The following is a 24,909-nucleotide window of genomic DNA, read 5'->3' as shown; positions in this document are numbered from 1 at the left end:
ATGAGCGACCTTGCCAGAGAAATCACACCGGTAAACATCGAAGACGAGTTGAAAAACTCGTATCTGGACTATGCGATGTCCGTTATTGTCGGACGTGCGCTGCCAGATGTTCGTGATGGACTGAAGCCGGTTCACCGCCGCGTTCTGTACGCGATGAGCGTATTGGGTAACGACTGGAATAAACCATACAAGAAATCGGCCCGTGTCGTCGGGGACGTGATCGGTAAATATCACCCGCACGGTGACCGCGCGGTTTACGACACTATCGTGCGTATGGCTCAGCCGTTTTCACTGCGCTACATGCTGGTGGACGGCCAGGGTAACTTCGGTTCCGTCGACGGCGACTCCGCGGCGGCGATGCGTTATACCGAAGTGCGCATGTCCAAGATTGCTCACGAACTGTTGGCGGATCTGGAAAAAGAAACCGTCGACTTCGTGCCTAACTATGATGGCACCGAGCAGATCCCGGCCGTCATGCCGACCAAGATCCCGAACCTGCTGGTCAACGGCTCGTCGGGCATCGCCGTGGGCATGGCCACCAATATTCCGCCGCACAACCTGGCGGAAGTCGTCAACGGCTGCCTGGCCTATATCGACGATGAAAACATCAGCATCGAAGGGCTGATGGAACACATCCCGGGGCCGGACTTCCCGACGGCGGCGATCATCAACGGCCGCCGCGGCATTGAAGAGGCCTACCGCACCGGGCGCGGGAAAGTCTACCTGCGCGCGCGCGCGGAAGTGGAAGCCGACGCCAAGACCGGGCGCGAAACCATCATCGTTCACGAGATCCCGTATCAGGTGAACAAGGCGCGTCTGATCGAAAAGATCGCCGAGCTGGTGAAAGAAAAACGCGTGGAAGGCATCAGCGCGCTGCGCGACGAGTCCGATAAAGACGGCATGCGCATCGTGATCGAAGTCAAACGCGACGCGGTCGGCGAAGTGGTGCTGAACAACCTGTATGCGCTGACGCAGCTGCAGGTCACCTTCGGCATCAACATGGTCGCGCTGCATCAGGGGCAGCCTAAGCTGCTGAACCTGAAAGACATCCTCGAAGCCTTCGTGCGCCACCGCCGCGAAGTGGTCACCCGCCGCACCATCTTCGAACTGCGCAAGGCCCGCGACCGCGCCCATATTCTGGAAGCGCTGGCTATCGCGCTCGCCAACATCGACCCGATTATCGAGCTGATTCGCCGTGCGCCGACCCCGGCGGAAGCGAAAGTCGCGCTGGTGGCGCAGCCGTGGGATCTGGGCAACGTCAGCGCCATGCTGGAACGCGCCGGTGACGACGCCGCTCGCCCTGAGTGGCTGGAACCGGAGTTCGGCATCCGCGACGGCAAATACTACCTGACCGAGCAGCAGGCTCAGGCGATTCTGGATCTGCGCCTGCAGAAACTGACCGGCCTGGAGCACGAGAAGCTGCTGGACGAATATAAAGAACTGCTCAACTTTATCGCCGAGCTGATCTTTATTCTGGAAAGCCCAGAGCGCCTGATGGAAGTGATCCGCGAAGAGCTGGTGGCGGTCAAAGAGCTATACAACGACGGCCGTCGTACCGAGATCACCGCCAATACTTCCGACATCAACATCGAAGACCTGATCAACCAGGAAGATGTGGTGGTGACCCTGTCTCACCAGGGTTACGTGAAGTATCAGCCGCTGTCCGACTATGAAGCGCAGCGCCGCGGCGGCAAAGGCAAGTCCGCCGCGCGTATTAAAGAAGAAGACTTTATCGATCGCCTGCTGGTGGCCAACACCCACGATACGATCCTGTGCTTCTCCAGCCGTGGCCGCCTGTATTGGATGAAGGTGTATCAACTGCCTGAAGCCAGCCGTGGCGCGCGCGGTCGCCCAATCGTCAACCTGCTGCCGCTGGAAGCCGATGAGCGTATCACCGCCATTCTGCCGGTGCGCGAGTATGAAGAAGGGCGCCACGTATTCATGGCCACCGCCAGCGGTACCGTGAAGAAAACCGCGCTGACCGAGTTCAGCCGCCCACGCAGCGCCGGCATCATCGCCGTCAACCTTAACGAGGGCGACGAGCTGATCGGCGTCGATCTGACCGACGGCAGCAACGAAGTGATGTTGTTCTCCGCCAACGGTAAAGTGGTGCGCTTCCCGGAAACGCAGGTGCGTTCGATGGGCCGTACCGCGACCGGCGTGCGCGGCATCAACCTCGGCGAAGGCGACAGCGTGATCTCACTGATCGTGCCGCGCGGCGAGGGCGACATCCTGACCGTGACGCAAAACGGCTTCGGTAAACGCACCGCGGTGACCGAGTATCCGACCAAGTCACGCGCCACCCAGGGGGTTATCTCCATCAAGGTGAGCGAGCGTAACGGCCAGGTGGTCGGCGCGGTGCAGGTGGAAACCAGCGATCAGATCATGATGATCACCGATGCCGGCACGCTGGTGCGTACCCGCGTTTCGGAAGTCAGCGTGGTCGGTCGTAACACCCAGGGCGTGACGCTGATCCGCACGGCGGAAGACGAAAACGTCGTCGGTCTGCAGCGCGTGGCCGAACCGGTGGAAGACGAAGAGCTGGACAGCCTGGAACCGGGCGCGGAAGCGGTGGAAGAAGACACCACGCCGCTGGACGATGGCGACGACGCGGCTGAGCCGATGGACGACGACAACGTTTAAGCAAGGTGAGGGCGTCGGCATGCCGACACCGTAATGCACTGAGACAAAAGGGCCTGGCAGCGATGCTAGGCCCTTTTTCAGTTATATGGTTTAATTGGCGCACCGAGCCGCCGGCCGCCGCGCCGGCGACAACGCGCGCCGCCACTGACTTTCGTATGGTATCCGATTGAAATACTTAGCCTCTTTTCGAACTACGCTGAAGATATCCCGCTATCTGTTCCGGGTGCTGGCGATTTTGCTGTGGTCGTTGGGAGCGCTGCTCACCACCTTTTATATTCTGAATATCCTGCATCAGAAAGAATCGGACATCCGCCAGGAGTATAACCTCAGCTTCGATCAGGCGCAGGGCTATATCCGCCATTCTGCCGACATCATACGCGACATCAAGTACATGGCGGAAAACCGCCTCAACGGTTCGGTCAGCGGCATGGACATGTTCAGCGGCGTGATCCCCGGCAAGGGCAGCCCACCGCAATTCTACCCGCTGTATCCGGAGTCTAACTGCGCCCTGAGCGCCACTTACCGCAGTTCACTCGATTCGCTGAGCGGCCTGATCCAGTATTGGAAAGAGAACTTCGTGGCGGCCTACGATCTCAACCGGGTGTTCTTCATCGGCGGCGACAGCCTGTGTCTGGCGGAATTCGGCGGCGGCAACGCGGTCGCCAACCGGGAAAACATGCTGAAGTTGCTGCACGAGCGCATTCTGAAATACCGCAACGCCAAGAATCTGGACAAAGACAACAACCTGTATTGGATTAGCCCCAGCGCGCAGCGGCCTGATATCGGTTATCTGTATGTGCTGACGCCTCTCTATATCGGCAACAAGCTGGAGGCGCTGCTGGGCATCGAGCAAACTGTCCGGCTGGAAGATTTCGTCACCGCCGGCAACCTGCCGATCGGCGTCACGCTGCTGGATGAAAACAACGATCCGATACTGCGCCTGGCGGATGGCGATCGCTATGCCGCTGCGCTCAACAGCTACCCCGAAGAGCATGCTTACTTCGGTTATGTCGACAACTACCGCGATCTGATCCTGAAAAAAGCGCTGCCGCCTTCATCGCTGAGCATCGTTTATGCGCTGCCGGTGAAAAGCGTGGTGGAACGCTTCAAGATGCTGATCCTCAACGCGCTGTTGCTGAACCTGTTATCGGCTATCGTGCTGTTCACGCTGGCGTGGCTGTTTGAGCGCAAGATGTTCTTGCCGGCGGAGGAGAACGCCTTCCGTCTGGAAGAACACGAGCAGTTCAACCGCAAGATTGTCGCCTCGGCACCGGTGGGCATCTGCATCCTGCGTATCAGCGACGGCACCAATATCCTGAGTAACGAACTGGCGCACAACTACATCAACCTGTTGACCCACGAAGATCGCGATCGCATTACGCGCATCATTTGCGAACAGCAGGCGAATTTCGTCGATGTGATGACCAGCAACAATAACAACCTGCAGATCAGCTTTGTCCACTCGCGCTACCGCAACGAAGAAGTGGCGATCTGCGTACTGGTGGACGTCAGCGCGCGCGTGAAGATGGAAGAGTCGCTGCAGGAGATGGCGGCGGCGGCGGAGCAGGCCAGCCAGTCCAAATCGATGTTCCTGGCCACCGTCAGCCATGAGTTGCGCACGCCGCTGTACGGCATTATCGGCAACCTCGATTTGCTGCAGACCAAGGCGCTGCCGCAAGGGGTCGATCGGCTGGTCAACGCGATGAATAACTCTTCCGGCCTGCTGCTGAAAATCATCAGCGATATTCTCGATTTCTCCAAAATCGAGTCCGAGCAGCTGAAGATCGAACCGCGCGAGTTCTCCTGCCTGGAGGTGATCACCCATATCGCCGGCAACTATTTGCCGCTGGTGGTGAAGAAACGTCTGGGGCTGTACTGCTTTATCGAACAGAACGTGCCGGAGCGCATTTTCGGCGATCCGGTGCGGCTGCAGCAGGTGCTGTCCAACCTGGTGAACAACGCCATCAAGTTCACCGATACCGGCTGTATTGTGCTGCAGGTCTGCACCCGCGGCAGTTACCTGGAGTTCAGCGTGCGCGATACCGGCGTCGGTATCCCGGAGAAGGAAATCTCGCGCCTGTTCGATCCGTTCTTCCAGGTGGGAACCGGCGTGCAGCGCCACTTCCAGGGAACCGGTTTGGGGCTGGCGATCTGCGAGAAGTTGGTCAACCTGATGGACGGCGACGTCTCCGTCGAGTCCGAACCGGGGTTGGGCAGCTTGTTCAGCATTCGCATTCCATTGTTTAACGCCCAGTTCCCGATCCCGCAGGCCAGCGATACCTGGCAGGGCCGGCGGCTGTGGCTGGATATCCGCAATCAGCGCCTGGAAAGTTACCTGATGGCGATTCTGGGCGGCTACGGCGCCGATATCCAGCGCTATGACGGGCAGGATACCGCCGCCGGCGAGGTGATGCTCAGCGATTACCCGCTGATGCTGAACACGCCGCTGTTGGCTCAGATCCAGTTCTCGACCGAACATATCGGCCCGTCGCTGGAAACCCGGCCAGGCTATTGGATGCACAGCACCTCTACGCCGCGTGAAACGCTGACCTTAATCAACCGGTTGTTCGGCGTCGGCAACGGCGCGGCAGAGGCGCTGGTACAGCTGCCGGTGCCCGCCAAGGCCAGTGCGGCGGACAACGGCGATATCTATCTGCTGGTGGTTGACGATCATCCGATCAACCGTCGCCTGCTTTCCGATCAGCTGGGGTCGCTGGGGTATCAGGTGGTGACCGCCAACGACGGCGTAGACGCGCTCGCCGTACTGAAACAGCACCACGTTGATATTGTGTTGACCGACGTCAATATGCCGAACATGGACGGCTATCGCCTGACGCAGGCGCTGCGGGAGATGCAGTTCAGCGCGCCGGTGATCGGCGTGACGGCGAACGCGTTGGCGGAAGAGAAGCAGCGCTGTCTCGAGGCGGGCATGGATAATTGCCTGTCGAAGCCGGTTACGCTGGAGACGCTGGAGCAGACATTGGCTTATTACAGCCAGCAGGTACGCTACAACCGCAGCGAGGCCTGAAAAGCAAACAGGCACGGCGGATGCCGTGCCTGTTTGGCGTTAACCTGCCGTGAGGCGGGCTTTAGTCTTTGTCCAACGGCGTCATGCTGACGGACGAGAGGTAGTTGAGCAGGGCGATGTCGTTCTCGACGCCCAGCTTCATCATCGCCGATTTCTTCTGGCTGCTGATGGTTTTGATGCTGCGGTTGAGTTTCTTGGCGATTTCGGTCACCAGGAAACCTTCGGCGAACAGACGCAGCACTTCGCTCTCTTTCGGCGACAGGCGTTTGTCGCCATAGCCGCTGGCGCTGATCTTCTCCAGCAGTTTGGAGACGCTTTCCGGCGTGAACTTCTTGCCTTTTTGCAGGGCGGCCAGCGCCTTAGGCAGATCGGTCGGCGCGCCTTGTTTCAGCACGATGCCTTCGATATCCAGATCCAATACCGCGCTCAGGATCGCCGGGTTGTTGTTCATGGTCAGCACGATGATCGACAACTGCGGATAATGACGCTTGATGTATTTAATCAGCGTGATGCCGTCGCCATATTTGTCACCCGGCATCGACAGATCGGTGATCAGCACGTTGGCGTCCAGCTTGGACAGATTGTTGATCAGTGCGGTTGAGTCTTCGAACTCCCCAACGACATTCACCCATTCAATTTGCTCAAGTGACTTCCGGATGCCAAACAGTACGATAGGATGGTCATCAGCAATAATTACGTTCAGGTTATTCATGTTGTTGGCTACCTTGCTTCAGCAGTCTGCTGACGAAAAAATCAATCTGACTGATGTTATTCTCGATCTCGGGCGCATCACCTTCTGCGATGCGCTGTTCTAACGATTCGCACAGCTGCTTGCCGGGAAGCAGATTTAACATGGCAAACACGCCTTTCAGGCGGTGTGCGGTTTGTGACAGCGCATTGAAATCACTGCTGCCCGCCTCAGTATACAGTTTTTTGACATCGTCGGGTACTGTATCGACAAACAGCCCATAGTAATCACTTGATTTCAATTGTTTTTCATAGAGTTGGATATCTTCTGAGCTCAATGAAAGCGGGCTTTCTTCCTGTTCCAGCGCGGCCATTTGCTGTTCGATCAGCATCAGCACGGCGTCGATTAATGCGCCGTTCAGATTATAGTTCACCCGAATGTAGCGTTTATCCAGCGCTTGCCAGCCCGGCTCATCGGTCGCCAGCAACAGGGTGTAATCATCGGCGCGCTGCGGGTTATCGGTCAGCAGCACGCCATAATCGCGGTTGACCGCGCGATCTTCGGCGACGAGGCAGTCGGCGCCATAGGCCTGCAGCAGACGGGTCACGATGCCGCGCACTTCATCTGACGTGATGTCCAGCAAGGCGGTGACGCCGTCGAGCAGCTTTTCCTGCTCCTGCGGCTCTTTTTTCTCCATCTCCATGGCGACGCGAATGGTGTAGCGAGTGCCGATATCCACCTTGCTGCGAATGTCCAACTGGCCGTTAAGCTTCTTGCACAGCTGATTGCACAGGAAGAAAGTGAGGCCGGAACCGTGGTTGAAGCGATCCACCAGCGTCTGGCTGAGGAACGGATAGTTAAGGTTGCTGATCTCTTCGTTGGAGATGCCGGAGCCGGTATCGTTAATTTGGAAAATCAGGCGGTCAGGGTGCTCGGGCTCATGGTCGATAACCAGAGAAACCTTGCCGCAGGCGGTGGTGATAATGGCGTAATGCACCAGCAGCGAGATCACCTTGCGCAGCGCGTTGGCATCGCCGATATAGTTCTGCTCGACGTCCAGTTGGAAATGCTTGAACAGCGCCAGCCCCTTCTGATTAAGGGCAGGCAGGGCCTCAAGCAGCAACTCGTCGATCATCGCCGTCGGGTTGAACGGTTCGCGCGTGGGTTGCCAGTCCTGGGTTTCCAGCCGGGTCAGCAGGGTGATGTTATCGATCAACTCCAGCACCGAAGCCGACGCCGCCGTCAGCTGGCCCAGCAGCGCCTGCTGTTGTTCCTCATCCGGCCGGCTGTGCAGACGGTCGACCAGATCGTGCATCTGGCGCACCGGCTGATTCAGTTCGATGCCCAGGTTGTGCAACATCAGTTTGCGCGCCTGCACGTTCTTGTCGTATTCGCGCCGCGCCTGCTGCAGCCGCTTGTTCACCATCACCTCTTTATCCTGATCGTGCATCAGGAACAGGTAGGTGTCCGGCGACAGCTGGCTGCGGAAAATGCGGATTTCATACACCTCGTTGTTGACCGTCGCCTGGATCACACCGTGATGCTGTTCGGCCATATGGGCGATCTTTTGCAGGCTGAGGTGCGGCAGCAGGTGCTCGGCGATTTTGTTGCTGGCGATCACCGTATTGTTGGCGAAGCTGTAGACCAGCAGGCCGGAGGGCAGGCTGGAGACGATCTCCTGATTCAGCGCGCGCTCGGCCTCCAGCTCTACCGCCATGTTTTCGCTCGGGCGAATGTACTGGCGGCGGATAAAGTAGATGCTCAGCATCGACAGCGCCAGCAGCAGCAAGTTGACTGCGATCAGCCAAATGTTGTTGCGCAGCAGATCGATGGCCAGATTGATGGCCGAAACGCGATACATCACCTTCAGCGGCGCATTGGGCAGAGCGGCGCTGAACTCCACCCAGCCGCCGCTCATCGTCGCATGGGTACCGAGGACGGTTTCCGCCGGGATGGCGCTATCGTCGAGATCGACATCGTCCGGCAGCAGCAGGAAATTGGCGCGGGCCAGATTGGCCGGAATGATGTCGTTGATTGGCAAATCGAAGGCGATCACCGTCGCCAGATGCCCCGGCTGATTGAAAGTGGTGCGAATCGAGAACGAATAGGCGTTCTGGAAGCGCTGCTTGCGCAGGTCGGAAAAGCTCTCGCGTTCGTCGAGCATATTGGCCTGTTGCAGCATCTCGGCGCGGCGTTCGTCCGCCGAGGTGGTCAGGTAGCTTTCCCGAAAGCGCGAAGCCAGCTCTTTGAGCGGCTGTGTGGTGATCAGGCTGAGGCTATTGTCCTGACCATTGAGGTAATACATGGCGTAGTTCTCGGTCTTGGCGCCCCAGCGGGTGTCCAGGTAGTCCGAGATGTTGGCGATCATCGCCAGCGTGTTTTCGTCATGGCTGCCGAAGATCACCGCGTCGGTTTTCTTGTGCGGTTTCTCGACATAATAGACATCGGGCCGCAGGCGGGTTTCCTGCAAACCGGGATCGACATTCTGCGTCGGCGCATTGCCGAATTTGTCATAGACCTGATAGGTCATATAGCGGTAGGCATCGATACGCTTTTGCAGCGAACCGGCGATGCTGTTCAGCGTGTACTTCTTTTCCGCCAGCCAGGCGTTGGTGTAGTTGTAGCCATACAGGCCGATGCCGATCGTCAGCAGCACGATAAACAGCAGGAAGCAGCGGGTAATGTTGCTGGAGCTTATGGTCAATTGTTTATTTTGCATAGTGGCTGCGCATTCCTGAATCAGCGAGTGACGGCCCTGGCGCTGGCGGCCACCGCCAACAGCAGAGCGGCTACGCAAGCGAAGGCCACCGTCAGGCTGGAAAACTGAGCGATGAAGCCGATCAGCGCCGGGCCGGCCAGAATACCGGCATAGCCGACGGTGGTGACGGAAGCGATCGCCAAGTTGGCCGGCATGTCGCGCTGGTTGCCTGCGGCGCTGAACAGGATCGGCACGACGTTCGAGGCGCCCAGGCCGACCAGCATGAAACCGACCAGCGAAACGGTAGCGTGATTGAAGGCGATGGCCAGGCTCAGGCCGAGAGCGGCACACAGGCTGCCCAGCAGCAGCACCCGGTAGCGGCCCAGCGAGTTAACCACCCGATCGCCATTGAGCCGGCCGAGCGTCATGGTGATGGAAAACAGCGCATAGCCCAGACCGGCCTGGCTGTGTTCGACGCCGCGCAATGTGGTGAGAAACAGCGCGCTCCAGTCGAGCATCGATCCTTCCGCCAAGAACATGATAAAGCACAAAATGCCGATGAACATCACCCAGCCGCGCGGCAAGACGAACATCGGCCCGCCGTCATCGGCGCCGCTCTCACGCAGCAGATGGCGGCTGGCCAGCGTCAGCAGCGCGATCACCGCCAGCACGGTGAGCAGGGTGGATTGCAGCGGCGTCAGCCCCAGCCACAGCAGCGCGCTGACGCCGCCGGCGCCGGCAATGCCGCCGATGCTGAAGAAACCGTGAAAACCGGACATCATCGCCTTGCCGCTGGCGCGTTCGACGATCACCGCCTGCACGTTCATCGCTACGTCGATCATGCCGATCGCCGCGCCGAACAGCAGCAGCGCCGCGGCCATGCCGCCGAGGGAGTCCATCAGCGCCAACAGCGGCAGATCGATGCACAACCCGAGCCCGGCCATCAGGATCACCGCACGGCAACCCAGTTTGCCGGTCAGGAAACCGGTCAGCGGCATCGCCAACATGGAGCCGGCGCCGATACAGAGCAGCAACAGGCCGAGCGAGCCGTCATCGATACCGATGCGCGCTTTGGCGAAGGGGACCAGCGGCGCCCAGGCGGCCATGCCGAGACCGGCGACGAAAAAGGCCAGACGGGTGGCGATCTGTTGAGGAACGCCGGGCGTTTGCTGTTCATTGCACAAGGTGGCTGTCATGTAAGCGTCAGGATCTTGGGTCAAAAGAATGGTGAAAGTTACTGACAGTTTTTATCACAATCCGCGATCCGGGTCGAAAATATTCGTGCCTGACACATCCCTGGCACCGCCTCTGCGCACCAGCCACAGCGCGATAGCCTGGACAATATAGTCCTTTTGCTGTTCGTCCAGTGCGACGCCCTGCGGTATGCCGTGCCACTTTTCCAGACAGCCGCGGCAGCAGGTGGCAGTGGCGTGCTGGGCGACGAACACCGGGTGGCCACGCATCGGGGTTTGCTTGCCGTCGTTTTTAGGGTGGGCGGCGGCCAGGCGGCGGTCGATAAAATCGCGGGCATGGCTGAGGATCAGCGGCAATCCCTTACCCTCGAGATAAGTCTGGTCCTTGGCATTTAAACGGAAGCGAGCGCGGAAGGGGGAACTTTGCAGCCGCCGCCACAGCACTTCGGGTTGAAAGGGCATCATGAATTTTACTCGCTGAAGGTGCGCTTTTTTCAGATTACCAGAACTGAATCTCTGCGGCTAATTGTGCCTGCGGCGGGAAATAATCGATGAGATAAAGCACGAAATGAAAAGCAAGTTCAATTTGTAGGCTAAAATAAGGAAAAAGATTAGCAATTAGTGCGAAAGTAAATTAATGAAACTATATCATTAGGTTATTTATTTGCGTGCTATTTGTACGGGCTGAAATTGTGAGGAGAGTAGGGAGGAAAATAAAAAACCGGCCAGAAGCCGGTTAAAGGAATGCAGAAATTATCTTCGGATAATGAAGGTAATAATGAAAATAATGATGATAGCGAGGTGATTATAGCGGCTGCGCGTGGTTCGCGTTTTGGCACAATGTGCTTATTGTCTCGCTCAATTGTATGGTTGGCTTTTTTTTCTTAAAGATATGTATAACTACATGATTTTTTATCAGTTAGTCTATTTTTTATCTTTAAGTGCTTTATTTTGTTTGTCTGTAATGTTTTGTGAAAGTTCGCGCGTATTTACATTTTGAAACCTTTATTAATTACAATGAAACACTATCGGATACTTGGTATCATTTTCTTTCTGGATTAATATAACCCTTGTTACCAGAATGGTAATGCACAGTCGTGCTAATAATGCTCGAAAAGGGCAGTGGCCGTAGCTCGACATAATTAACGAGGATAATAACGATGAAACTTCGAGTACTCTCTCTGATGGTACCCGCACTGCTGGTTGCAGGCACAGCAGGCGCGGCGGAAATCTACAACAAAGACGGTAATAAACTGGATTTGTACGGTAAAGTAAACGGGCTTCACTATTTCTCCAGCAACAACGGCGTGGACGGCGATCAGTCTTATATGCGTTTTGGCCTGCGCGGCGAAACGCAAATCAGCGATCAGCTGACCGGTTACGGCCAGTGGGAATATCAGGCGAACCTGAACCACGCTGAAAGCCAGGACAACAAGAACTTCACCCGTTACGGCTTCGCCGGTCTGAAATTCGGCGACTACGGCTCCTTCGACTACGGCCGTAACACCGGCGTGCTGTACGACGTCGCGGCGTATACCGACTTGCAGCCTGAGTTCGACGGTATGACCTACGGCGCCGACCAGTTCATGTTCCAGCGTTCCAGCGGCCTGGCGACCTACCGTAACAATGATTTCTTCGGTCTGGTTGACGGCCTGAACTTCGCCCTGCAGTACCAGGGTAAAAACGGCAACGGCGAAGAGACCAACAATGGTCGTGACGTTCTGGGCCAAAACGGCGAAGGCTACGGCATGTCCATGAGCTATGACATGGGCTACGGCATCAGCGCCGCGGGCGCCTTCTTCAACTCTCGCCGCACCAGCGAGCAGAACGGCGGTAACGGTCACCAGAACATCATGGGCCGCGGCGATAAGGCGGAAGGCTACTCCGGCGGTCTGAAATATGACGCCAACGATGTCTACCTGGCGGTGATGTTCACCCAGTCCTATAACGCGGCGCGTTTCGGCAGCTCCGACAGCAGCGTTTACGGCTACGCCAATAAGGCGCAGAGCTTCGAAGCCTATGCGCACTACCAGTTCGACTTCGGTCTGCGTCCGTTTGTGGGCTATAACCAGACCAAAGGTAAAGACCTGGGCCGCGCCGGCAACGGCAAGGACTACGGCGATCAAGATCTGGTCAAATTCGTCGACCTGGGTGCGACCTACTTCTTCAACAAAAACATGTCTACCTATGTTGATTACAAAATCAACCTGGTGGACAACAACGACTTCACCGACGCTGCCGGCATCAACACCGACAACGTGGTTGCCGTGGGCCTGGTTTACCAGTTCTAAGCACCAGCGTGTGAATCACACAGCGCGGCCTTCGGGCCGCGTTTTTTTTTGCTGGTAAAAAGCACGGATTGATCCGTTGTCGGCTCGGGAAGCGCTTCGGCTCGCCTCCGTTCGACCTACGCTGTCAGAACGGAAAACAGAGCGGAGGCTATTATGGAACTCAAGATCGACAGGGTGATAGAAACGGTGCTGTACGTCAGCGATATTGAACGCGCGGACGCGTTTTACCAGGAGGTGCTGAAGCTGCCGACGATGGTCGCCAACGAACGGTTTCGCGCCTACAACGTCGGCGATCGGAGCGTACTGTTGTTGTTTATCGAAGGTGATTCGCTGCGCGGGGCGCACTACCCGACCGGGTTTATTCCTGCGCACGATGGCGTGGGGCCGGCGCATATCGGGCTGGCGGTAGCGAAAGAGCAGTTGCCGCACTGGGAACGGCATCTGGTGGCCAACGGCGTGGAGATTGAGGGGCGGATGCGCTGGGAACACGGCGGGGAGAGCATTTATTTTCGCGATCCCGACGCCCATCTGTTGGAACTGGTGACGCCGGGCATTTGGGCCAATTACTGATCGAACCCGCCTTGCGCCAACATGTCCAACGCGGCATTCAGCACCTGCAGCGCGGCCTGCGGTTGCCGCTCTATCTGCACTCTGACGATGGCGCCGTCGATCAGCATCGCCAGCATTGCCGCCCGCTGTTCCCGCTGTGGGCCGGCGGGCAGGTGACGCGCCAGTTCATCCGCCATTTGCCGTTTATGCCGGCCGGCGATTTGCAGGCTTTCCGGCAGCAGATCGGCGATTTCCACCGCCGTATTGATAAACGCGCAGCCGCGAAAGCGCGGATCGTCGAACCATTCCGCCAGGCAGGGCGCCAGCGCCGGCAGCAACCCGCCGGTTTGTGCCACATGGCGATCCAGCGCTGTGCTGAACCAGGTGAGCCACTGCTGGTGGCGATAGGCCAAAAACGCCGTAATCAAATCGTTCTTGCTGGGAAAGTGGCGATAAAACGTCACCTTAGTGACGCCTGATTCCTTGATGATGCGATCGATGCCGGTGGCGCGGATCCCTTCCTGATAAAACAGATCGTGGGCCGTCAACAGGATACGCTGGCGGGCGGGTAAGGTATTGCGATCGGCGGTCATCATTTTCTCCCAGGCTATTTCCGAGTGATTGTAGACAACTCTGTCTACATGCGCTAGCGTAATAATGTAGACAAAGTTGTCTACATTATTACGCAGGAGATGATCATGAGCATTAAACCCCCTTTGCCGCCTTTCACCCGTGAATCGGCCAGCGAAAAAGTGCGGTTGGCGGAGGATGCCTGGAACAGCCGCGATCCTGAGCGGGTGTCACAGGTCTATTCTCTCGATACCCATTGGCGTAATCGCGCAGAGTTTGTCGACGGCCGCGCGGCGGTGGTCGCATTTTTGCAACGCAAGTGGGCGAAAGAGCTGGAGTATCGGCTGATTAAGGAACTGTGGGCGTTTGACGGCGCGCGCATCGCGGTGCGTTTCGCCTATGAGTGGCGCGATGATTCCGGCAACTGGTATCGCAGCTTTGGCAATGAAAACTGGGAGTTTAATCAGGATGGATTGATGATTAACCGCCATGCCTGCATCAACGACATGCCGATTCGCGAACAGGATCGGCGTTTTCATTGGCCGCTCGGTCGGCGCCCGGACGATGTCCCGGCGCTGAGCGACTTCAGTTTCTGATCCTACTTAGCGGTAGTAGTGTCGCAGCTCGGCGTGGATGGCGGAAATCAGCCGCTTTCGCCACTCCGGCTCGCCTTTTCGGTATTGAGAAAAAAGGTGACCGATAGCCAGGTTATCGCTAATCGGCAGCGCGCTTAACCCGTGCTTGTCGGGCTGGGCGGTAAACCATGGTTGAGGCACTACCGCCAGCAACGGCGCGCGGCGCAGCACCGGTGGAAGTTGTGCGTAGTCGGCGCAGTTCAGGGCAATGCGGCGGTGCAACCCCTGGCGCTCAAGCTGCCGATCCAGCTCGTTTTCCGTTTGTGGCCACGGATGGCAATAATAATGCGCGTAATCCGCCAGTTCGCTGAAGGCCAGCGCGCGTTTATCTTGCAGGACTGGGTATAGCGGCGGGCCATACAGCGCAATCAGGCGAGTGCGCCCAAGCGCTTCATAATGCAGTGCGCTGGTGCGTTGTTGATGATCGCCCACCGCCAGCACCAGATCGACGCTCCCCTCAAGCAGCTCTTCGCGCCAGGCGCGTCGTTCAAAGTTTTGGCAGTGAATATCGGCATGGCAAGCGGCGCCCTTTTCCGCCAGCAAAGGCAACAGAATAGGGTGCAGAGCGGGGGGCGCCACCAGCGTGAAGCGACGCGGCGCCTGCGGTTGTTGGCCGAACATTTCACTGTCCAGCGAGGAGAACAGCGGCGCCAATTTGTCTTTCAACGACAGTGCAAACAGGGTGGGAACCTGGCGATGGCCTTCTCGGCGAAACAGCGGGTCATCCAACACTTCCCGCAGGCGAGCCAGCGCATGACTGACGGCGGAGGTGCTGATGCCCAGCCGCTCGGCGGTTTTACGGCTGGAACCCGTTACCATCAGCAGATACAGCACTTTCAGCAGATTCATGTCCATTTGTAGAATATTCATCAATTGTCCTTTTTTTAATTGAATACTGTTCAATATAAGGCCGAGTATACTCCTGCCCGGTTGACACAGACAGAAGAGAAAAATGAAAAAAAGCATGCATTATCTGATGGCGATGGCCTTTTCCTTGAGCTTCTCCACGCAGGCGAAGTTAGACCCGGCGCAGCCGTTGTCTAGCGCTCCGCCATACTCGCTGTTTGAAGAGTGGGCGCAGCCGATAGCGCCGTTCCAGATCTTTGAGCAGGTGTATTACGTCGGCACGAGCAACCTGTCGTCGGTATTGTTGAGCACGCCGCAGGGATTGATTTTGATCGATGCGGGGTTGGAGAGCAGTGCGCCGGGCATCAAAGCGAATATCGAACGGCTGGGGTTCAGCATTAAGGATCTGAAATATATCCTGAACAGCCATGCAAGGCTCGATCAGGCCGGCGGCATTGCGCAGCTGAAACGCTGGAGCGGCGCGAGGCTGGTGGCCAGCGCGGCCAATGCGCGCCAGTTGGCGTTAGGTGGACGGCAGGATTTCGCGTTGGGGGATTCGCTCACTTTCCCGGCCGTGCAAACGGATATTGTGGTTGCCGATGGCGACAGCATCACCCTTGGCGGCCTGACGCTGACCGCGATGATGACGCCGGGGCATCTGCCGGGCGCGACGTCGTGGTTGACCACGCTACGGCATAACGGCAAGCCGTATCGCTTTATCTATGCTGACAGCCTGGCTACACCGGATTACTACCTGATCGGCAACAAAAACTATCCGCAGCTGATTGAGGACATTCGCGGCAGTTTCGCCCGTTTGGCACGGGTGCAGGCGGATATATTTATCGCCAATAAAGGGACGCGTTTCGCTTTAGCCGACAAATGGCGGCGTTTACAGGCCGGCGATGCGCAGGCATTTATCGATCCCGCAGGGCTGCAGCGTTACGTGCAGGAGTCACAGCAGGGGTTTGAAGAGCAGCTGAAACGACAGGAAAACGTCAAACGCTGATCGACGAGCGTAAACCGCACCGATCGACAAACGGGAATTTGTAGAAAAGCCTTTCCACTTCTAGACTTAGGGGACAACAAACGTACTCCAAGAGGACAAGCTATGACGAAGAAGTTGGTTTTGGCCGTCGGTACTGCAGCGGTATTTTCCATTCTTGCCGGCTGCACCGCCTATGACCGTGCAACCAGTTATGTCAATGAGCCGGTGGTCAGCGATGTCAAAGTAGGGATGACCAAGCAGCAGGTGCGGGCGATTGCCGGTCCGCCGTCGACGTCTGCCACGCTGATTCATGCGCAAGGCACTTGCGATACCTATGCTGTCGCGCCGCGCGATGGCAAAGTGCAAACGTACTTTGTCAGCTACAACGACACGGGCCATGTCATGAACAAGGGCTATCAAACCTGTTCCGACTACGATTCGCAGCCGAAGTAATCGCGTTTCAGCCGAACATAAAAGCCTCGCTTTTGCGGGGCTTTTCATTTTTTAAGCGTTTAAGGCCTGAAGTTTAGGCAACTGCACCGCCCATGCCATTTTTTTGCATCAAAATGATAGACATTTCATAACGGTATCGCTAATATCAGCGCCCATTGGAAGGATGGCCGAGTGGTTTAAGGCAACGGTCTTGAAAACCGTCGAGTGTAACAGCTCCCAGAGTTCGAATCTCTGTCCTTCCGCCAAATTCAGCCGGCTTAGCTCAGTAGGTAGAGCAACTGACTTGTAATCAGTAGGTCACCAGTTCGATTCCGGTAGCCGGCACCATGACAGAGGCCCCAGCAGCGATGCTGGGGCTTTTTGTTATGGTATATATGCGCTGGAAAAGTGCACACTAACCAACCGATAACCGGATGGGGGAGGCACCGCGTCAAGCCCATTAATCAAGGGCTGAGCGTTTGCTGTATTCTGGCGGTAAAATAGCCGGTTGAGGAGCCCAGCCATCAGGTTGGGTTTATATATCAGTGACCAGCCACTGATCTGCTTCTTCGAACATCTCTTCCAACATTCGGTTCAGCTTCTCACGATCGCTTTTGCTGGCGTCGGAGTTCAGGCCGTTGGCCTGCATCGGTTTCACGCGCACGTCAGCTTCCGGGAACAGCGCATGCACGCGTTTTTCCAGCTCGTTGCGAATAATCTCGGCGGCGTTGGGCAGCCCAGCGACGTTGCGTTTGTCGTACACCAATTCTACAAACATGACTCACCTGTAAATACTGAATTAATGTACAGTATTCTGGCCTGAGGAAGGCCGGTTGGCAAGAGGGGGGGCGGAATTTTGTATGATGCGATCATTCTTGCGCGGCGTGCGGTAATCCCTGCAACTGAATCACTAATTCCGCCAGACTGGCGGCTTGCATTTTCTCCATCACTTTCGCCCGATGAACCTCTACGGTGCGCAGGGCGATATTCAACCGCTCCGCCATTTCCCTGTTCATCATGCCTCGCACCACCAGCTGCGCGATGTCGCGTTCTTTCGGCGTGAGCGTGCGGTAGCGGCCGCAAGTTTCATGGCGTCGCCAGGCTTTGGCCGAGACCTGCCGCGCCCGTTCGAGGGCGGCGATCAGCGGTTCAGCGGCGATCGGTTTTTGCAGGAAGTCCACCGCGCCGTACTTCATCTGCTCCACCGCCATCGGCACGTCGCCATGGCCGGACAGGAACACCACCGCCAGCGTGCTGCCGAGGCGGCGCAGTTCAGCGTAGGCCTGGTGCCCATCGAGTTTCGGCATCCGCATGTCCAGCAAGACGATCCCGGTCTGAAACAGATCGGCCTGCGCCAAAAAGTCGGTGCTGTCATTCCAGCATTGCACGTCGTGGCCGAGGCTGGTCAGTAAAAAATGGCAGGCGTCGGTGACGGCGACGTCATCATCCACCAGATGAATTAGCGGCATGGTTTTCCTCATCGTTAAATATGAAATGCAGGGTGACGCATAGCCCATTGCGGCTGTCGGGGGCGGGGCGGTTAGCCAGTTGGATCTCGCCGCCGCCATACCGGGCCAGGCGGCGGCAAATGGCCAACCCCAGCCCCATGCCGCCGGCCTTGGTGGTGTTGAAGGGGCGGAAAGCCTGCTCCAGCCCGGCCGCGCTCATCCCGCCCGCGTTGTCCTGCAAACGCACATCGAGCGCCCGTTCGTGTTCGTCGGCGGAAAGCCAGACGGCGTTGGCGCCGGCCTGCGCCGCGTTCAGCAGCAGGTTCGCCAGCAGCTGTTCCAGCAGCGCCGGCGGCAGGGTTAGCGTCAGCGAAGGTGCCACGTTGTTGAACAGTTTCAGGTCGGGGTAGCGTTGCGTCAGGCGCAGCAGTGCCCACACCCGCTCGGCGGTTTCGTTTATCGAGATGGGGCGCCAGCTCGCCTTGTCTACCTTCTCGGTGGGGGGCTGCACCCACTGGCGCAGGTTATGAATCGTATCGCCGCCGCGCTGCGCCTGCCGATCAATATTTTCCAGCGGCGTCAGCAGCGGGTGCCCGGCGTCCGTTTTGCGCAGTTGGATCAGGCACCCTTGCGCATAGTGGCGAATGGCTGCCAGCGGCTGGTTGAGCTCATGCGCAAAGCCGGAGGCCATCTCTCCCAGCACGTTCAACTGCCTGGCGTTCTCCAGCGCCTGCTCCTGACGGCGCAGTTGTTCTCCGGCATGGAGCAGCTGTCGCCCACGCCGGCGCACCAGCAGCGCGATCCAGATATGGTTGACGATCAACAGCGCCAGCACCGCCAGCGACAGGCTGACGGCCGTCTGATGCTGGATCAGCCAGCTCTTGATATCCAGCCACAGGCGCCGCTGTTCCGGGTGCTGATTGACGGCGCGCAGCAGCGCTTCCACTGCGCTGGTCGAGGCCGGTGCGCCCCACTGAAAGGGAGACTGCGGCGGTGCGGTCAGCAAGGCTCTTGCTACTGCATCCACCAGTGAGTTATCCAGACCGGGCAGGGCGGCGAACGACCAGTTGGGATAAAGCGGCGTGCTGGTGACGCAGGGAACCGATGTGGGCCGTTGCAACAGCGGGCGAAAATCCGCCGGGTTGATCAAGCCTTCCTGACCCATTTTCTCCAGCAGACAGACGGGAACGATAGCGGCCTGAATGGCGCGCTCGCGCAATAGATAGAGCAGGGCGTCGGCAGGGAAACCGGTAAAGCGCAGGTGAAAATCGCGCTCGGGCCGCATACCGGCATCGCTGAGCGCCTTATAGCCGGTCAGATAGCCGCCGAAGGCCTGCGGATCGATGGCGCCCACCGTTTTGCCCATCAGTGCCTGCGGCGTCGTTATACCGCTGTCGCGCCGCACCAAAATCACGCTGCCGATGATGTTGCCCGTTGCCCGATCGCCGTTGGCGGCGCGCAACGACGCCAGCCAGCGCAGATGATAGTGGCTGTTCAACTGCACGAACTGCGCCGGATTAGTGACCACGAACTGCACGCTGCCCCGATTGATCGCTTCGCGCATCTGCGCCAGATCGAGCGGCTGCAGGCGGAAGCGTTCACCGCCGACGCTGCCGTTGAGCCTGTCGATCAGCGGCTGCCAGTCACGCGCGGTCGCCGCATCGCCGCGCATCGCCAGCACGCCGACCGACCACTCGCCCGCCTGCGCCGCTATACCCCAGCCGAGACTGAGCAGCAGTAATAACACGACCCTCACGGCCCCTCCTGATGGGTAATCTGCCTGCCGTCACTTGTTTTAGATCAACGTTAGGTCCGGTATGTGGTTAACCACAATAGAGCTGAGCCCAATGTCATTTTTACACTGTAAATCATCGACATTGTTTATTCATCTAACGGGCATCAATAGCGTGATCGGGGTGATGCCCAGGACGTGGGAGAGGCGCATGGATTTCGGTAAACGGCAGTTTTTACAGCGGCTGGGTGTATTGACGGCGGGGGCTTCGCTGATCTCCGTGGCGGAGGCCGGGCTGACGTTAGCACCGACGCGGCGCGAGGGGGATGCGAGCCGCCGTTACGCGATGCTGATCGACCTGCGGCGCTGCGTAGGGTGCCAGGCTTGTACCGTGAGCTGCGCCATTGAAAACCAGACGCCGCACGGGGAGTTTCGCACCACGGTAAACCAGTATCAGGTCAGCCTCGAAGGCGAAGCCGCTGCGACCAACGTGCTGTTGCCCAGGCTGTGCAATCACTGCGACAACCCGCCCTGCGTGCCGGTATGTCCGGTACAGGCCACCTTTCAGCGCGAGGACGGGATCGTGGTGGTCGACAACAAACGCTGCGTGGGTTGCGCCTATTGCGTACAGGCCTGTCCGTACGATGCCCGTTTTATCAATCACACAACCCAAACGGCGGACAAATGCACCTTTTGCGTGCACCGGCTGGAGGCGGGATTGTTGCCGGCATGCGTGGAGTCGTGCGTGGGAGGGGCGCGGATCATCGGCGATATGCGCGATCCGCACAGCACGCTGAGCAAGCTGCTGCGGCGCCACGAGGTCGAGATAAAAGTCCTCAAGCCGGAGAACCAAACCGCGCCCCACGTGTTCTATCTGGGGCTGGATGACGCCTTCGTCACGCCGCTGCCGGGGCGGGCGCAGGTCGCCTTATGGGGAGAAAGACGATGAGCCGCCAACTGATGATCGCAGAAGTGCTGAGCCAGCCGCAGGCGGTGAGCTGGCTGCCGTGGGCCGTACAATATTTCTTCTTTATCGGCATCGCCGCCTGCGCCGCGCTGCTGGCCTGCGTGTGGCGCTGGCGCGGTGGAGATAACGCCGCGCATCTGGAGCGCATGGCGCTGTTTATCGGGCTGACGTGCGCCATTACCGCGCCGCTGGCGTTGACCGCCGACCTGCATCAAACCGCCCGTTTCTGGCATTTCTACGCCTACCCGACGCCCTGGTCGTGGATGCCGTGGGGCGCGCTGTTCTTGCCGCTGTTTACCCTGCTGATCGGCCTGTGGTTTATCGCGATTGAATTTACGCGGCTGACGGGCAGACCGGTTGCGCTGTTGCGTGGGATAGCACCCGCCTGCGCGCTGGTGGCTATCGGCCTGCTGTTGTACACCGGGCGAGAGGTTTCCATCGTGCGCGCCCGCCCAATCTGGTTCAGCTACGGGTTTCCGATCGTGATGTTCCTCAGCGCGCTGCAGGCGCTCTTGGCTTTGCTGCTGCTGGCGATGCGCGAACGGCCCGGTCAGCAGGCGCCGCTGGCGCGCGGGATGTTGCTGACACTGCTGCTGCTCGGCGGGGCGATCCTGCTGTGGGTATGCGGCGATACGTTATCCGGCGCGGCGGTACGCCACTGGCTGCAGACGCAGGCGATGGCGCGCCGGTATGCCGCAGGATGGATTGCGCTGTGGGGGCTGACGCTGGCGTGCGCCGCCTGGGCCGGCTATCGGCGCTTGCCGCGCGGCGGTGCGCCGCTGCTGGTGGCCGGTGCTCTGGTGCTGAGCTGGCTGATGCGCTGGACGCTGTTGATCGAGGTACAAACCATCCCGAAATACAGCGCGTCTAACTCCTCTTATAGCCTGCCGCTCGGCACCGACGGTTTGCTGGCGATCGTCGGCACCTTCGGCTTGTGGCTGGCGTTAATGATCATGGTGCGTGAAGCACAGGCGTTTTTACTGCGGAGAAAACAACATGGCTAAACTCACCCGGCGTCAGTGGTTGAAAGTGGGCCTGGCCTTCGGCGGATTGTCCGCTTTCGGCCTGAGCTATCGCGAAGTCGCCAAACGGGCGATCGACGGCTTGATTCACGGCACCTCAGGGCGGGTGACTCTGGATCGCATCAACGGCAACTCCCTGTCGCCCGAAGGGCGGGCAATGCCGGAATGGCAAGGCAATCCGCAGCAGGCCATCTCGATGACCCAGTGTTTCGGCTGCTGGACGCAATGCGGCGTGCGGGTACGGGTGGACAGGCAGACCGACCGGGTATTGCGCATTGCTGGCAACCCTTATCATCCGCTGTCTCAGGAACGGCACGTCGACTCTGCGTTGCCGCTGCAGGATGCGTTGGCGCAGTTGGGTGGCGAACGCGGCCTCGATGCCCGTTCCACCGCCTGCGCACGCGGCGCCACGCTGCTGGAGGGGCTTTACAGCCCGATGCGCGTGCTGGAGCCGATGAAGCGCGTCGGCAAACGCGGCGAGGGCAAGTGGCAGCGCATCAGCTTTGAGCAGTTGATCGCCGAAGTGGTGGAGGGCGGCAATCTGTTCGGCGAGGGGCATGTGGACGGCCTGCGGGCGATCCGCGATCTGGAGACGCCGATCGATGCCCGACGGCCGGGGCTGGGGCCGAAAGCCAACCAGCTATTGGTGACCAACGCCGGTGACGACGGGCGCGATAGCTTCCTGCGGCGCTTCGCCCAGAACAGTTTCGGCAGCAAAAACTTCGGCGCGCACGGCGCTTACTGCGGGCTGGCCTACCGTGCCGGTTCCGGCGCGTTGATGAACGATCTGGACAAGAACCCGCACGTGAAACCGGACTGGGAACAGGTCGAATTCGCGCTGTTTATGGGGACCTCACCGGCGCAGTCCGGCAACCCGTTCAAGCGCCAGGCCCGGCAATTGGCCAGCGCCAGATTGCGCAGCGAATTCCGTTATGCGGTGGTGGCGCCGGCGCTGCCGCTGACCACCACGTTGGCGGACGATCATGGCCATTGGGTCCCGATATTGCCGGGTACCGACTCGGCGCTGGCGATGGCGATGATCCGTTGGATCCTCGACCACCGGCGTTATCAGACCGATTATCTCGCCATCCCGTCTGAGGCCGCCATGCAACGCGCCGGCGAGAAGAGCTGGACCAATGCCACGCATCTGGTGATCGCCGAGAGCGAGCATCCGCGCGCGGGGCAGCACCTGACGCTGGCCGATCTCAACGGCACCGGGTCGGCGTCACCGCTGGTGGTCAACGGCGCGGGTGAGCTGGTGGCGGCCGAGACGTGCGACAGCGCCGAGCTGTGGGTAACCCGTACGGTGACGCTGTACGATGGCGCGCAGGTGGAGGTGAAAAGCGGCTTCCAGTGTTTGAAAGAGGCCGCCGACAAGCTGTCGCCGGAGGCGTACAGCCGGCAATGCGGTGTGCCGGTGGCACGCATCGCGGCACTGGCCGAGGCCTTTACCGCCCACGGGCGCAAGGCGGCAGTGATCGCCCATGGCGGGATGATGGCGGCGAACGGGTTTTACAATACCTGGGCGGTGATGATGCTTAACGTGCTGATCGGCAACCTGAGCCTGGCGGGGGGCGTGTTCGTCGGCGGCGGTAAATTCAACGGCTTCGCCGAGGGGCCGCGCTATAACCTGGTCGAGTTTCCTGGCCTGGTAAAACCGAAAGGGCTGAATATCGCGCGCAGCAAGGCCGCCTATGAAACCTCCGACGAATACCGCGAAAAAGTGGCGGCGGGCATTTCGCCCTGGCCGGCCAAAGCGCCCTGGTATCCGTTCGTCGCCGGGCAGTTGACCGAGCTGCTGACCTCGGCGCTGGCAGGGTACCCGTACGGGCTGAAAGCCTGGATCTCGAACATGACCAACCCCTTGTACGGTATCGCCGGGTTGCGCGGCGTGGCGGAGGAGCGGCTGAAAGATCCGGCGCGTTTGCCGCTGTTTATCGCTATCGATGCGTTTATCAACGAAACGACGGCGCTGGCCGACTATATCGTCCCGGACACCCATAATTTTGAGAGTTGGGGATTCAGCGCCCCCTGGGGCGGCGTCGCCAGTAAGACCACCACCGCGCGCTGGCCGATAGTGACGCCGGCGACTGCGCAAACGGCGCAAGGGCAGCCGATTTCCATGGAGGCGTTTTGCATTGCCATCGCCAAACGCCTGGCATTGCCGGGGTTCGGCGATCGCGCTATCGGCGACGGCCAGGGCGGGCTGCTGCCGCTCAACCGTGCGGAGGATTATTATCTGCGCGCCGCCGCCAACGTGGCGTTTGCCGGCAAGGCGCCGGTGCCGGCCGCGAGGGCGGACGAACTGGCGCTGAGCGGTGTCGATCGCTTGCTGCCGCAGCTGGCGCAGACGCTGCGCGCCGATGAGATCGACCGCGTGGCGTTTATCTACAGCCGCGGCGGCCGCTTCGCCGATCACGACAGCGGCCGCCGCGACGGCAGCGTGGGCAACCGCTGGGAGAAACCGCTGCAGATCTGGAATGCGGAAGTGGCGAAGCACCGGCATGCGATCACCGGCGAGCGTTTCAGCGGCTGCCCCACCTGCTACCCGGCGCGTTTGTCGGACGGCCGCGCGGTGGAAGCGCTCTACCCAGAACGGCAGTGGCCGCTGCGCCTGATGTCCTTCAAATCGAATGTGATGAGCAGCTCCACCGCGGTGATCCGGCGCCTGCACGACGTGAAGCCGGTGAACCTGGTGGCCTTGAACCCGGCGGACGGGGCGCGTTTCGGTATTCAACACGGTGATTGGGTGCGCATCAGCACGCCGGGCGGCAGCCGCGAGGCGCAGATCAGTTTGCTGGCGGGGGTGATGCCCGGCGTGATCGCGGTGGAACACGGCTACGGCCACCGGGAGATGGGGGCCAGCCAGCACTACCTGGATGGCGAACCGCTGGCGATGGATGAGAGCATCGCCGCCGGCATCAACCTCAACGATCTGGGGTTTGCCGATCCGACGCGCGAAGTGCCGAATACCTGGCTGGATTGGGTGACCGGTGCGGCGGTGCGTCAGGGTATTCCGGCGGCGATCGTCAAACTTTCCGCGTAAACGGCAGACGAAAAACTGAATTATTGAGGGTTAATTTATAGTTAATTCTATTCTTTAACCCAAAACTAAACAGTATGCCTGTTTTATGGCTTTCTTATGGGGTTTATTTTTTAAGTTTCCTATAAATACTTAATGC

The 24,909-nt window shown here is 59.1% G+C and carries 19 protein-coding genes and 2 tRNA genes; 12 read left to right on the top strand and 9 right to left on the bottom strand.

Annotated elements, in window-relative coordinates:
* Together gyrA and rcsC are read left to right on the top strand one after the other, a co-directional pair.
* Complete coding sequence (gene gyrA / locus GT753_RS12815; protein ID WP_060388057.1) at positions 1-2,643, top strand: DNA topoisomerase (ATP-hydrolyzing) subunit A; 2,643 nt, start codon at positions 1-3, stop codon at positions 2,641-2,643.
* A gap of 166 nt (positions 2,644-2,809) precedes the next feature.
* The gene (gene rcsC, locus GT753_RS12810) at positions 2,810-5,671 is read left to right on the top strand and encodes a two-component system sensor histidine kinase RcsC (protein ID WP_160125647.1); all 2,862 of its coding nucleotides are present in this window, start codon (positions 2,810-2,812) and stop codon (positions 5,669-5,671) included.
* A gap of 61 nt (positions 5,672-5,732) precedes the next feature.
* On the opposite strand, the gene rcsB is transcribed toward rcsC, so the two are convergent.
* From rcsB to GT753_RS12790, 4 genes are read right to left on the bottom strand one after another with little or no spacing between them, the layout of a single operon-like run.
* Positions 5,733-6,383: a response regulator transcription factor RcsB gene (gene rcsB, locus GT753_RS12805; RefSeq protein ID WP_004935900.1), complete on the bottom strand. Its 651-nt coding sequence runs from the start codon at positions 6,381-6,383 to the stop codon at positions 5,733-5,735.
* Positions 6,376-9,078 carry a phosphotransferase RcsD gene (gene rcsD / locus GT753_RS12800; RefSeq protein ID WP_160125646.1) on the bottom strand — a complete coding sequence of 901 codons (2,703 nt, stop codon included), beginning with the start codon at positions 9,076-9,078 and terminating at the stop codon, positions 6,376-6,378. The genes rcsB and rcsD overlap by 8 nt, the downstream gene beginning before the upstream one ends.
* Positions 9,079-9,098: 20 nt before the next feature.
* Positions 9,099-10,253: an MFS transporter gene (locus GT753_RS12795; RefSeq protein ID WP_031300733.1), complete on the bottom strand. Its 1,155-nt coding sequence runs from the start codon at positions 10,251-10,253 to the stop codon at positions 9,099-9,101.
* 54 nt (positions 10,254-10,307) lie between these two features.
* Positions 10,308-10,715 carry a DUF4186 domain-containing protein gene (locus GT753_RS12790; protein ID WP_160125645.1) on the bottom strand — a complete coding sequence of 136 codons (408 nt, stop codon included), beginning with the start codon at positions 10,713-10,715 and terminating at the stop codon, positions 10,308-10,310.
* A 695-nt stretch (positions 10,716-11,410) separates the two neighbouring features.
* Here GT753_RS12790 and ompC point away from each other — a divergent pair.
* Entirely contained in the window at positions 11,411-12,541 is a 1,131-nt protein-coding gene (gene ompC / locus GT753_RS12785) for a porin OmpC (RefSeq protein WP_031300730.1), read from the top strand.
* Positions 12,542-12,694: 153 nt separating this feature from the next.
* Complete coding sequence (locus tag GT753_RS12780; RefSeq protein ID WP_015378551.1) at positions 12,695-13,111, top strand: VOC family protein; 417 nt, start codon at positions 12,695-12,697, stop codon at positions 13,109-13,111.
* Here the strand turns inward: GT753_RS12780 and GT753_RS12775 are convergent.
* Positions 13,105-13,683, bottom strand: a complete 579-nt coding sequence (locus GT753_RS12775) for a TetR/AcrR family transcriptional regulator (RefSeq protein WP_015378550.1) — start codon at positions 13,681-13,683, stop codon at positions 13,105-13,107. The genes GT753_RS12780 and GT753_RS12775 overlap by 7 nt on opposite strands.
* A 105-nt stretch (positions 13,684-13,788) precedes the next feature.
* On the opposite strand from GT753_RS12775, the gene GT753_RS12770 reads away from it, so the two are divergent.
* A complete protein-coding gene (locus GT753_RS12770; RefSeq protein ID WP_160125644.1) occupies positions 13,789-14,256 on the top strand; it encodes a nuclear transport factor 2 family protein in 468 nt (155 codons plus the stop codon).
* Between the two features lie 6 nt (positions 14,257-14,262).
* On the opposite strand, the gene GT753_RS12765 is transcribed toward GT753_RS12770, so the two are convergent.
* Positions 14,263-15,165, bottom strand: coding sequence for a LysR family transcriptional regulator (locus tag GT753_RS12765; protein WP_015378549.1), 903 nt, complete (start codon positions 15,163-15,165; stop codon positions 14,263-14,265).
* 82 nt (positions 15,166-15,247) lie between these two features.
* Between GT753_RS12765 and blaSPR the strand changes: the two genes are divergently transcribed.
* From blaSPR to GT753_RS12745, 4 genes are all read left to right on the top strand, one after another.
* On the top strand, positions 15,248-16,147 hold the full coding sequence (gene blaSPR, locus GT753_RS12760) for an SPR family subclass B3 metallo-beta-lactamase (protein WP_160125643.1): 900 nt from the start codon (positions 15,248-15,250) through the stop codon (positions 16,145-16,147).
* A gap of 102 nt (positions 16,148-16,249) precedes the next feature.
* The gene (osmE, locus tag GT753_RS12755) at positions 16,250-16,579 is read left to right on the top strand and encodes an osmotically-inducible lipoprotein OsmE (protein ID WP_004935874.1); all 330 of its coding nucleotides are present in this window, start codon (positions 16,250-16,252) and stop codon (positions 16,577-16,579) included.
* Positions 16,580-16,736: 157 nt separating this feature from the next.
* Positions 16,737-16,824 (top strand) — tRNA-Ser (locus GT753_RS12750).
* A gap of 6 nt (positions 16,825-16,830) precedes the next feature.
* A tRNA-Thr gene (locus GT753_RS12745) sits at positions 16,831-16,906 on the top strand.
* Between the two features lie 187 nt (positions 16,907-17,093).
* Here GT753_RS12745 and GT753_RS12740 read toward each other — a convergent pair.
* The 3 genes from GT753_RS12740 to ttrS all read right to left on the bottom strand — a co-directional run bounded on the left by GT753_RS12740 (position 17,094) and on the right by ttrS (position 19,753).
* Positions 17,094-17,336: a DinI family protein gene (locus GT753_RS12740; RefSeq protein ID WP_004935803.1), complete on the bottom strand. Its 243-nt coding sequence runs from the start codon at positions 17,334-17,336 to the stop codon at positions 17,094-17,096.
* A gap of 91 nt (positions 17,337-17,427) precedes the next feature.
* The gene (gene ttrR, locus GT753_RS12735; RefSeq protein WP_021505932.1) at positions 17,428-18,027 is read right to left on the bottom strand and encodes a tetrathionate respiration response regulator TtrR; all 600 of its coding nucleotides are present in this window, start codon (positions 18,025-18,027) and stop codon (positions 17,428-17,430) included.
* Positions 18,002-19,753, bottom strand: coding sequence for a tetrathionate respiration histidine kinase TtrS (gene ttrS / locus GT753_RS12730; RefSeq protein ID WP_160125692.1), 1,752 nt, complete (start codon positions 19,751-19,753; stop codon positions 18,002-18,004). Before ttrS ends, ttrR begins: the two co-directional genes overlap by 26 nt.
* A gap of 196 nt (positions 19,754-19,949) precedes the next feature.
* Here ttrS and ttrB point away from each other — a divergent pair, with 196 nt between their 5' ends.
* Genes ttrB through ttrA form a run of 3 tightly spaced genes read left to right on the top strand, consistent with a single transcriptional unit; the run spans position 19,950 to position 24,773 of the window.
* Positions 19,950-20,687 (top strand): tetrathionate reductase subunit TtrB, encoded by a 738-nt coding sequence (ttrB, locus tag GT753_RS12725; protein WP_015378545.1) that lies wholly within the window; start codon positions 19,950-19,952, stop codon positions 20,685-20,687.
* Positions 20,684-21,709 carry a tetrathionate reductase subunit TtrC gene (ttrC, locus tag GT753_RS12720; RefSeq protein ID WP_088381794.1) on the top strand — a complete coding sequence of 342 codons (1,026 nt, stop codon included), beginning with the start codon at positions 20,684-20,686 and terminating at the stop codon, positions 21,707-21,709. The genes ttrB and ttrC overlap by 4 nt, the downstream gene beginning before the upstream one ends.
* Positions 21,702-24,773, top strand: coding sequence for a tetrathionate reductase subunit TtrA (ttrA, locus tag GT753_RS12715; RefSeq protein WP_160125642.1), 3,072 nt, complete (start codon positions 21,702-21,704; stop codon positions 24,771-24,773). Before ttrC ends, ttrA begins: the two co-directional genes overlap by 8 nt.
* The last annotated feature ends 136 nt before the right edge of the window (positions 24,774-24,909 follow it).

The organism is Serratia sp. Z4, assembly GCF_009900725.1.
GTDB lineage: Bacteria > Pseudomonadota > Gammaproteobacteria > Enterobacterales > Enterobacteriaceae > Serratia > Serratia nematodiphila.
Note: the sequence above shows the minus strand (reverse complement) of the source record. Positions and strands in the feature narration are given on the sequence as shown.